An 8,647-nucleotide genomic window follows, 5' to 3' on the forward strand; every position below is an offset into this window, starting at 1 on the left:
GTCGCGGAAAACGACGGCCCGCCGAATCCAGTGGAGCGCTGGATTCGGCGGGCCGTGCCGTCTTGGGGAGCGGGTCAGCGGGCGCGCCGCGCCAGCCGCTCGGAGTCGGAGATGAGCACGCTCTTGCCTTCCAGCCGCAGCCAGCCGCGGTGCGCGAAGTCGGCGAGCGCCTTGTTGACGGTCTCGCGGGACGCGCCGACGAGCTGGGCGATCTCCTCCTGGGTCAGGTCGTGGGTGACCCGGAGGGCGCCGGCTTCCTGGGTGCCGAACCGCTGCGCGAGCTGCAGCAGCGCCTTGGCAACGCGACCGGGAACGTCGGTGAAGATCAGGTCGGCGAGGTTGTTGTTGGTGCGCCGCAGACGGCGGGCGAGCACGCGGAGCAGCTGCTCGGCGATCTCGGGCCGCTGGTCGATCCAGGACTTCAGCGCGTCGCGATCCATCGTGACGGCGCGGACCTCGGTGACCGTGGTAGCGGTCGAGGTGCGCGGGCCCGGGTCGAAGATCGACAGCTCGCCGAACATATCCGACGGACCCATGATCGTGAGCAGGTTCTCCCGGCCGTCCGGGGAACGTCGGCCGATCTTCACCTTGCCCGAGGTGATGATGTACAGCCGATCGCCGGGTTCGCCCTCGTTGAAAATGACATGGCCGCGCGGAAAATCCACGGGCTGCAGCTGTTTGGCGAGTGCCGCCACCGCGGTGGGCTCTACGCCTTGGAAGATGCCTGCTCTGGCGAGGGCCTCGTCCACGAATGTGCTCCTTATGGGAAATGGCTCTGGGCTGGACCGAAGCGAATCGGCCAACAGCGCAGTCTACGCGGCATCGTGGCGGCGTAGTGACAGACACCACGTAACGAGTGGATTGCGCGGTGTCCGGGATGGTGGATTCAGCTCGCTCGAGCGACGTCCAGGTCGTCGTTGCGGGACCGGCGCTTGCGCATCCGGGCCACCGCCGCGGGCAGTCCGGCTTTCGTCAACTCCTTGACCTCGGCGTTGCTTGCCCTGTCCAGGTACTGCTGAACCTCCGGATCGGGTTCGAGAAGTTTGCGGAGCCGATTCTCGACCCGCTCCATCAGCAGTGCGAACAGCATCAACACCACTGGGAAGAGCACCACAGCGAGTCCTTGCATATCGAGGAGTAAACACGGTGAAGGTCTCAGATGGAACACGGCAGTGGATCTGAGCGGGCAACTTGTCGGAGCAGTTCCGTATGGTGGACGCGTGCGTGCCTCCCCGTCTGTGACCGATCTGAACGGCTCATCCGCTGTCGACGGGGCGACCGATCCGCTACCCGCCGCCGTGAGCGTTCCGAAACGGAAAACCCGCGCGCGACAGGCGGAAACGAAGCTGGGGTTGGTGCGAAGGGCACGCCGCATGAACCGCACCCTCGCCGCCGCTTTTCCCGACGCGCACTGTGAGCTGGATTTCACCACTCCGCTCGAATTGGCGGTTGCGACAATCCTTTCCGCGCAGTGCACCGACGAGCGCGTGAATCTCACCACGCCCGCCGTCTTCGCGAAGTACCGCAGCGCGCGCGATTACGCCGAGGCGAACCGCGCGGAGCTGGAGGAATACATCCGGCCGACCGGGTTCTACCGGAACAAGACGAACTCCCTCATCGGGCTCGGGCAGGCACTGGTGACCGAGCACGATGGTGAATTACCTCACACTCTCGAGGAACTGGTGAAGTTGCCCGGCATCGGGCGCAAGACTGCCAACGTCATCCTCGGCAACGCCTTCGACGTGCCGGGAATCACGGTCGACACCCACTTCGGCAGGCTGGTGCGCCGGTGGAAGTGGACCGCCGAGGAAGATCCGGTCAAGGTCGAACACGCCGTCGGCGAGCTCGTCGAGCGCAAGGAATGGACGATGCTGTCCCATCGCGTGATCTTTCACGGGCGGCGGGTGTGCCATGCCAGGAAGCCCGCGTGCGGCGCGTGCGTGCTTGCCGGCGACTGCCCCTCGTTCGGCGCGGGGCCGACCGAGCCAGAGCTCGCTGCCAAGCTGGTGAAGGGGCCGGAGCGCGAACACCTCCTCGGGATGGTCGGCCTGTGAGATCGCGGGCCGCGGACGAGACGTCGCGGGAGGAACGACCCGGCACGGCGAGATCTCACTCCGCGGTGCGCTGGGCGCTGGTCGGCCTGATCGTTGCGGTCGCCGCGGTGATCGCGCTGTGGCCGCGCGGTGGCGAGGACACCGCGTCCGATGCGCGCATCCAGTCCGGCGAGCGGCAGGTTCCCGCGCAGCTGCGCGCGGATGCCGCGCTCGCGCCCTGCCCGCGACCCGCGACGGGCGCGACGGGCGCCGGCCCGCTGGCGGGCATCACGCTGACCTGCCTGGCCGACGGCGCACCGGTCGACCTTGCCGCGGCGCTCGCGGGCAAACCCGTATTACTCAACCTCTGGGCCTACTGGTGCGGGCCGTGCGCCGAGGAGCTGCCGTTCCTGCAACAATTCGCGGCACGCGCGGGTGACGCCGTCACGGTGCTGACCGTGCACAGCGATTCCGACGAAATCAAGGCGCTGCTGCGCCTGACGGGTCTCGAGGTGCATTTGCCCGGCGTGTTCGATGCCCAGGCGAAGGTGCGCAGCGCGGTCGGTGCTCCTGCGGTGCTGCCGATTTCGGTGCTGGTTCGTCCGGATGGTTCCCTCGCGCAAGTCGTGGTGCGTACGTTTACCGGGGTCGACGATATTGCCGATACGGTGGCCGCGGCGCTGGGCGTACGAACGTGACGGCGCGGCGGTCGTGTGCACCGCCCCCGGAGGCGCCGTGAGAAGGTCTACACCGCAAGACATCTCGCAGCGTCTGTTGCGGGCGGACAGAACGGTTGTGGAGGTGGTGGTGCGCAGGTTCACCGGGGGAGCGGCATGACGATTCCGCTCCCCACCGATATTCCGCACTGGCTGCGCAGGGCCGTCGAGCCCGGCCACGCCGAGGCGACCGACACGTTGACGATCGCGCGCGCCCTGCGCCGAGCCATGACCATCACCGGCGAACCGCGCCAGGCCGCGGTGCTCGTGCTGTTCAGCGGCTCGACGGAGAACGATCCGACGGCCCCCGGCGGGCTGCCCGCCGACGCCGACGTGCTGCTCACTCAGCGCGCGTCGACGCTGCGCCAGCATCGAGGACAGGTCGCGTTCCCCGGCGGCGCGGTCGATCCCGAGGACGACGGGCCGATCGACACGGCGCTGCGCGAGGCGTGCGAGGAGACCGGCGTCCTGCGCGAACACGTCGAGCCGCTCGCGGTGCTGCCGAAGCTCTTCGTGCCGCCGTCGCGCTTCGACGTGACCCCGGTGGTGGCGTACTGGCGCACGCCGGGTGAGGTGCGGGTGGTGAACCAGAGCGAGACCGAGCGGGTGGTGCGGGTACCGCTCTCCGAGATGCTCGACCCGGCCAATCGCTTCCTCGTCCGTGGCAGCCTCGGCTACCAGAGCCCGGCCTTCCAGGTCGACGGCATGCTGGTCTGGGGGCTCACCGGCGGGATACTCGCGGGCATCTTCCAATCCGCGGGCTGGGAACTGGAATGGGACCGCGACGATGTGCGTGACCTGGAAACGGCGCTTGCCGCAGTGGGGATGACTTTATGAGTTCCTCGGCCTGGCTCGACCTCATCGTGGTGCTGCTCGCCCTGGCCGCTGCCGCGTCCGGTTGGCGGCAGGGCGCCGTGGCCTCGGCGCTGGCCTTCCTCGGCGTCGTGCTCGGCGCAGTGGCAGGCATTCTCATCGCCCCGCACATCCTGGTGCACGTGGACGAGGGGCGGACCAGGGTACTCACCGGCGTGCTGCTGATCGTGCTGCTGGTGATCGTCGGCGAGGTCGCGGGCATGGTGCTCGGCCGCGCCGCGCGCAGCGGGATGCGACATCCGTTCACCCGCAGTGTGGACAGCGTGGTCGGCGCGGTGTTGCAGGCGGTGGCGGTGCTGGTCACGGCCTGGCTGCTCGCGCTGCCGCTGGCGACCTCGTCGCAGCCCGCGATCGCGACCGCGATCAACGGTTCCCGGGTGCTGGCCGATGTCAACGACGTCGCGCCGAACTGGCTGCGCAAGGTCCCGAACGAATTCTCCAAGCTGCTCAACACTTCCGGGCTGCCGGACGTGATCGGCCCGTTCGGCCGCGCGCCCATCGCCGCGGTCGAGCCGCCGGATCCGAGCGTGCTCGCCAGCCCCGTCGCGGCGTCGCTGCAGCAGAGCGTGCTGCGCATCCGCGGTGTGGCGCCGAGTTGCCAGCGCGCGCTAGAGGGTTCGGGCTTCGTCATCGCGCCGGAACGGGTGATGACCAACGCGCACGTGGTCGCCGGCACCACCAGCGTCGCGGTCGACACCGCGCGCGGTCCGCTGGAAGCCACTGTGGTGCTGTTCGATCCGTCCAAGGACATCGCGGTGCTCGCGGTGCCCGGCCTGACTTCGCCGGTGGTGCCGCAGGCGCCCGCGCCCGCCCGCTCCGGCGACAGCGCGATCGTGCTCGGCTACCCGGGCGGCGGACCGTACACGGCGAGCGCGGCCCGCGTCCGCGAGACGCTCGACCTCACCGGCCCGACGATCTATCGCAACGGCACGGTCGAGCGCGAGGTCTACACCGTCCGCGGCCTGGTGCGCGCGGGCAACTCGGGCGGTCCGCTGGTCGATACCGAAGGCCAGGTGCTCGGCGTCGTATTCGGCGCAGCGGTGACCGACGACGACACCGGATACGTGCTCACCCTCGACGAGGTCCGCTCCGACCTCGACAAGGCCACCGGCGCGCACCTACCGGTCGACACGGGAGCCTGCGTGCTCAGCTGAGTGCGGGCGAGATTGCCCGCGCAACGGCCGCCGACCGCTTTCGCCGGTCGGCGGCCGTGCCGGTGCAGGATGTCGGATGCCGACGTACTTGGCAGCCCCAGCCGGGGTTGTGCGGCGCGGGACGGATCGCGGCGTGGATGAGCTTGTCCGACCGGTCGAGCACGTTTGCGCCGGTGTTGTGCCTGTCTCGGGCCCCACCTCGTCCGGTACTGCGTGGCGTTTGCCGGTCGACCGCTCGCCTGACCCGTCGCCTATCCATCGGTGCGGGGCCGCGTTGCCCGGCTGGATCGTGACCGGGTTGCGTGTGCGTCGCGCGCCGACCTCAGCCGAGGAACTTCGCCAGTTCCGCCGTCACCACGTCCGGGTTCTCCTGGTGCGCGAAGTGACTCGCGCTCGGGACGGTGACGAGCCTGCGGTGCGGCGACCACTGCTCGCCGCCGCGGACGGTGCTCGCCAGCAGGTAGTCGTCGAACTCGCCGCGCAACGCGAGCACGGGGATGTCGATGGGTACCCGGACGGTGGCCATGAAGCGGCGGCCGTCCGGTCGCCACTGGCTGCGGAACGCCCACCGCTGGTACTCCAGCGCGCAGTGGGCGGCGCCGGGAATCTGGATGGCCGAGCGCATCCGCCGCACCGTGTCGACGAATTCGGCGCTGTGCGACCAGGACTCGGTGACCCGCTGGCGCAGCAACCGCTCGACCTCGTACCCATCGCGGGTGGTCAGGCGGTGTTCGGGATACCGCGGCAGCTGATAACGCAGGAAGTTCGGCAGCCAGGCGCGGCGCTGGCGCGAGTCGCGCAGTACGGCCTTCTTCAGCGCGGCCGGGTGCGGCGAGCCGACCAGCGCGATGGCGCGCACCAGCCGCGGGTGCAACACGGCGGTGGCCCAGCAGACCAGCCCGCCCTCGGCGTGACCGACCAGGGCCGCCTCGGTATGGCCGAGCGCGCGAATGAGTCCGGCGATATCACCCGCCAGCGTCCAGCCGTCGTAGCCGCGCGGGGGTTTGTCGCTGTCGCCGTAGCCGCGCAGATCGACCGCGACCGCACGGAAACCCAGCTCGGTGAGCCCGGTCAGCTGATGCCGCCATGACCACCAGAAGTCCGCGAATCCGTGCAACAGCACGACCAGCGGCGCTTCGGCGCGCTCGGGCGCGGCCTCGACGATGTGGAATCGAATGCCGTTGGCATGAACATCCCGGTGCGTCCACGGACCGTCGTAGCGGACGGTGGACGGATCCGGAAGGAAGTTCGACGACACGCCGACCGAGCCTAGTAGTCGGCGTGCGTCGTCGCGACCACGACCCGCACGGTCAGTCGACGCGCTTCTCCAGCGCCAGGTGCTCGTCGTGCGTACCGCCGAAGCCGGCAGGCAGCACGGAGCGCGCCTGCTTCAGCGAATCGATGGTCTTCTCGGGGGCGCGCAGCTTCTTCACCCTGCGGTAACCGAGGAACGCCAGCACCGCGGTCGCGACGACCATCAGCAGGAACACGATCAGGAAGGCAGCCCACCTGGCCAGCCACACGTCGAGCAGCTCGCCGAGGAAGAAGAAAAAGAAGAACGTGCTGAACAGCAGCACGGTCAGCGCGAGGATGAAGTAGACGCTGCCCTGCAGGCCCTTCTTGATCTCGCCGGTGACCTCGGCCTTGGCCAGCTCGACCTCGGCGCGCACCAGCGTCGACATCTGCTCGGCCGCGTCGCGGACCAGGGTGCCGAAACTGGCGGAGTTCGTCGGGTTGGCATCGGTCAGCGGAATGGACGTGACAGTGCGCCCGCTGTGCGCGTCGTTCCCGTTACCGCCCTGGGTGAAACTCACTTGGTCGACCCTTCTCCCTGTCCCGGCACTGCTTTCAGCTCCGTTCGACGTGCGGCGCTTCAGGCGTCCGCCATCGTCACGCAGGCTACCGCCTGCGGGCTCGTCCCTCGCGCGGTGTTCCTTCCGCGGCACGCCCGTGGCCCTTCGTTGTCACCCTCACTCCGATTCCAACGCACGCGCCTCGCGTCGAGCTTGGTGGACACGCCCACGTCGCAACAGTAGCGCCGAACCGGCGAGCGATGCCGCCATGGAGGTCATCAACACCGCGGCCTTCGCCAATTCGACGGACGAGCCGTCGCCGACGTCGGCCAGCGCGAGTTCTGCCACGAGAAGGCTAACCGTGAAGCCGATCGCGCCGAGCACCGACAGGGCGAACATGTCGCGGTATCCGAGGTTCGCCGGCTTCTTCGCGACGCCGAACCGGATTGCCGCCCAGCTGATTCCGAAGATGCCGACGGTCTTGCCGAGCAGCAGCCCGAGAATGATCGCCAGCGAAAGCCGGTTGGTGAACAGCTCGCCGAAGATATTGCCGTCCAGCGGAACCCCGGAGGCGAACAACGCGAACAGCGGCACGCACAGCCCCGCCGAAATGGGCTGGAACCGATGCTCCCACCTGGTCGCGGGCGCCTTGTCCTCGCCGGGGTCCGTGCGCACCCTGGTGAGCAGGCCGAGCGCGACACCCGCCAATGTCGGATGGATGCCCGCCTCGTGCAGCGCGTACCAGGAGACCAGCGCCAGCGGCACGTACACCACCGGCGAGGTGATCCGCCGGTGTTGGGCAAGCGCCCACGCCGCGAAACAAGCCGCGGCGGCAAGCAGCCAGAGCAGCGCGAGCCCGGCGGTGAACAGCACCGCGATCAGGATGATGGCCAGCAGATCGTCCACCACGGCGAGGCTGAGCAGGAACACCCGCGCGCCCGCCGGAATGCGCGAACCGGTCATGGCGAGTACGGCCAGCGCGAAGGCGATGTCGGTGGCGACCGGGATGGCCCAGCCGCGGTCCATGCCCTCGATGCCGTAGCCGACGACCGCGGCGATCAGCGCGGGCGTGACCACGCCGCCGACAGCGGCGATAATCGGCAGAGCGGCGCGTCTGCGGTCGGCGAGCTCGCCGACGACGAGCTCGCGTTTGAGTTCGAGCCCCGCGACGAAGAAGAAGACCGCGAGCAGACCGTCCTGGGTCCAATCCGCGAGCGTGAGCTCGAGATGCAGCGGCTTTATCGCGAGCACCGTCTCCGTCATCGTGACGTAACTGTCACCCCACGGCGAGTTCACCCACAGCAACGCGATCGCGGCGGCGATGAGAAGCAGTGCGCCACCTACGGTTTCGGTCCGCAGATACCGAGTCAACTCGGAGCGCACCTGATTGATCACGGAAAACCTCTCGGCCGGGCGGGCAGAACCGCGGACCCGCGACCCGAGCCGTTGCGCCTCGAACCACCTGCCCGCACGCCGACCAGACTTCCCGGCACACCTGACGCAATTCTAACGGGTACGGCCGGTGACAAGATCAGTCACCGGCCGTACCCTGTGCCCTTGCGTGAAGGCCATGGTGCACATGCCTCGCAAGCACGCACTTTCTGCGAGGGAACCGGTCAGGCGCGGCTGGCTCGGATGGCCTCGAAGACGTGGGGGTCGACGAGGGTGGAGGTGTCGCCGAGTTCGCGGCCTTCGGCGACGTCGCGTAGCAGGCGGCGCATGATTTTGCCGCTGCGGGTTTTGGGGAGTTCGGGGACGATGTGGATTTCGCGTGGTTTGGCGATGGGGCTGATTTCGCGGGCGACTTCGGTTTTGAGTTCGTCGATGAGTGTGTCGCCGGTGTTTTCGGCTTCGGCGGTGAGGATGACGAAGGCGACGATGCCTTGGCCGGTGGTGGTGTCGGTGGCGCCGACGACGGCAGCTTCGGCGACGTGGGAGTGTCCGACGAGGGCGGATTCGACTTCGGCGGTGGAGATGCGGTGGCCGGAGACGTTCATGACGTCGTCGACGCGGCCGAGGATCCACAGGTCGCCGTCGGTGTCGAGTTTGGCGCCGTCGCCGGCGAAGTACCAGCCCTG

At 68.8% G+C, this 8,647-nt stretch carries 10 protein-coding genes; 4 read left to right on the forward strand and 6 right to left on the reverse strand.

Translation table 11 applies throughout. The features are described from left to right. Nucleotides 1-74 precede the first annotated feature (74 nt). Together NX1_RS22855 and NX1_RS22860 are read right to left on the reverse strand one after the other, a co-directional pair. Nucleotides 75-749 (reverse strand): Crp/Fnr family transcriptional regulator, encoded by a 675-nt coding sequence (locus tag NX1_RS22855; RefSeq protein WP_011206875.1) that lies wholly within the window; start codon nt 747-749, stop codon nt 75-77. 137 nt (nt 750-886) lie between these two features. Continuing rightward, entirely contained in the window at nt 887-1,129 is a 243-nt protein-coding gene (locus NX1_RS22860) for a hypothetical protein (protein ID WP_067790206.1), read from the reverse strand. Nucleotides 1,130-1,373: 244 nt separating this feature from the next. On the opposite strand from NX1_RS22860, the gene nth reads away from it, so the two are divergent. The 4 genes from nth to NX1_RS22880 all read left to right on the forward strand — a co-directional run bounded on the left by nth (nt 1,374) and on the right by NX1_RS22880 (nt 4,776). Next, nucleotides 1,374-2,054 (forward strand): endonuclease III, encoded by a 681-nt coding sequence (gene nth, locus NX1_RS22865; RefSeq protein WP_218024169.1) that lies wholly within the window; start codon nt 1,374-1,376, stop codon nt 2,052-2,054. Between the two features lie 65 nt (nt 2,055-2,119). Continuing rightward, nucleotides 2,120-2,731, forward strand: a complete 612-nt coding sequence (locus NX1_RS22870; protein WP_068063113.1) for a TlpA family protein disulfide reductase — start codon at nt 2,120-2,122, stop codon at nt 2,729-2,731. A gap of 135 nt (nt 2,732-2,866) precedes the next feature. Then, nucleotides 2,867-3,586 (forward strand): NUDIX hydrolase, encoded by a 720-nt coding sequence (locus tag NX1_RS22875; protein WP_084501680.1) that lies wholly within the window; start codon nt 2,867-2,869, stop codon nt 3,584-3,586. Next, the gene (locus tag NX1_RS22880; protein ID WP_068063115.1) at nt 3,583-4,776 is read left to right on the forward strand and encodes a MarP family serine protease; all 1,194 of its coding nucleotides are present in this window, start codon (nt 3,583-3,585) and stop codon (nt 4,774-4,776) included. The genes NX1_RS22875 and NX1_RS22880 overlap by 4 nt, the downstream gene beginning before the upstream one ends. Nucleotides 4,777-5,098: 322 nt before the next feature. On the opposite strand, the gene NX1_RS22885 is transcribed toward NX1_RS22880, so the two are convergent. The 4 genes from NX1_RS22885 to NX1_RS22900 form a co-directional block, all read right to left on the reverse strand. Next, nucleotides 5,099-6,034, reverse strand: coding sequence for an alpha/beta fold hydrolase (locus NX1_RS22885; RefSeq protein WP_068063117.1), 936 nt, complete (start codon nt 6,032-6,034; stop codon nt 5,099-5,101). Nucleotides 6,035-6,086: 52 nt separating this feature from the next. Further along, nucleotides 6,087-6,590, reverse strand: coding sequence for a phage holin family protein (locus NX1_RS22890; RefSeq protein ID WP_068063120.1), 504 nt, complete (start codon nt 6,588-6,590; stop codon nt 6,087-6,089). 156 nt (nt 6,591-6,746) lie between these two features. Then, complete coding sequence (gene nhaA / locus NX1_RS22895; protein WP_068063122.1) at nt 6,747-7,964, reverse strand: Na+/H+ antiporter NhaA; 1,218 nt, start codon at nt 7,962-7,964, stop codon at nt 6,747-6,749. A gap of 221 nt (nt 7,965-8,185) precedes the next feature. Continuing rightward, on the reverse strand, nt 8,186-8,647 hold a 462-nt coding region (locus tag NX1_RS22900; protein ID WP_157119962.1), incomplete at its 5' end, for an AMP-binding enzyme.

It is taken from the genome of Nocardia xishanensis NBRC 101358 (assembly GCF_001613365.1).
Lineage (GTDB): Bacteria > Actinomycetota > Actinomycetes > Mycobacteriales > Mycobacteriaceae > Nocardia > Nocardia xishanensis.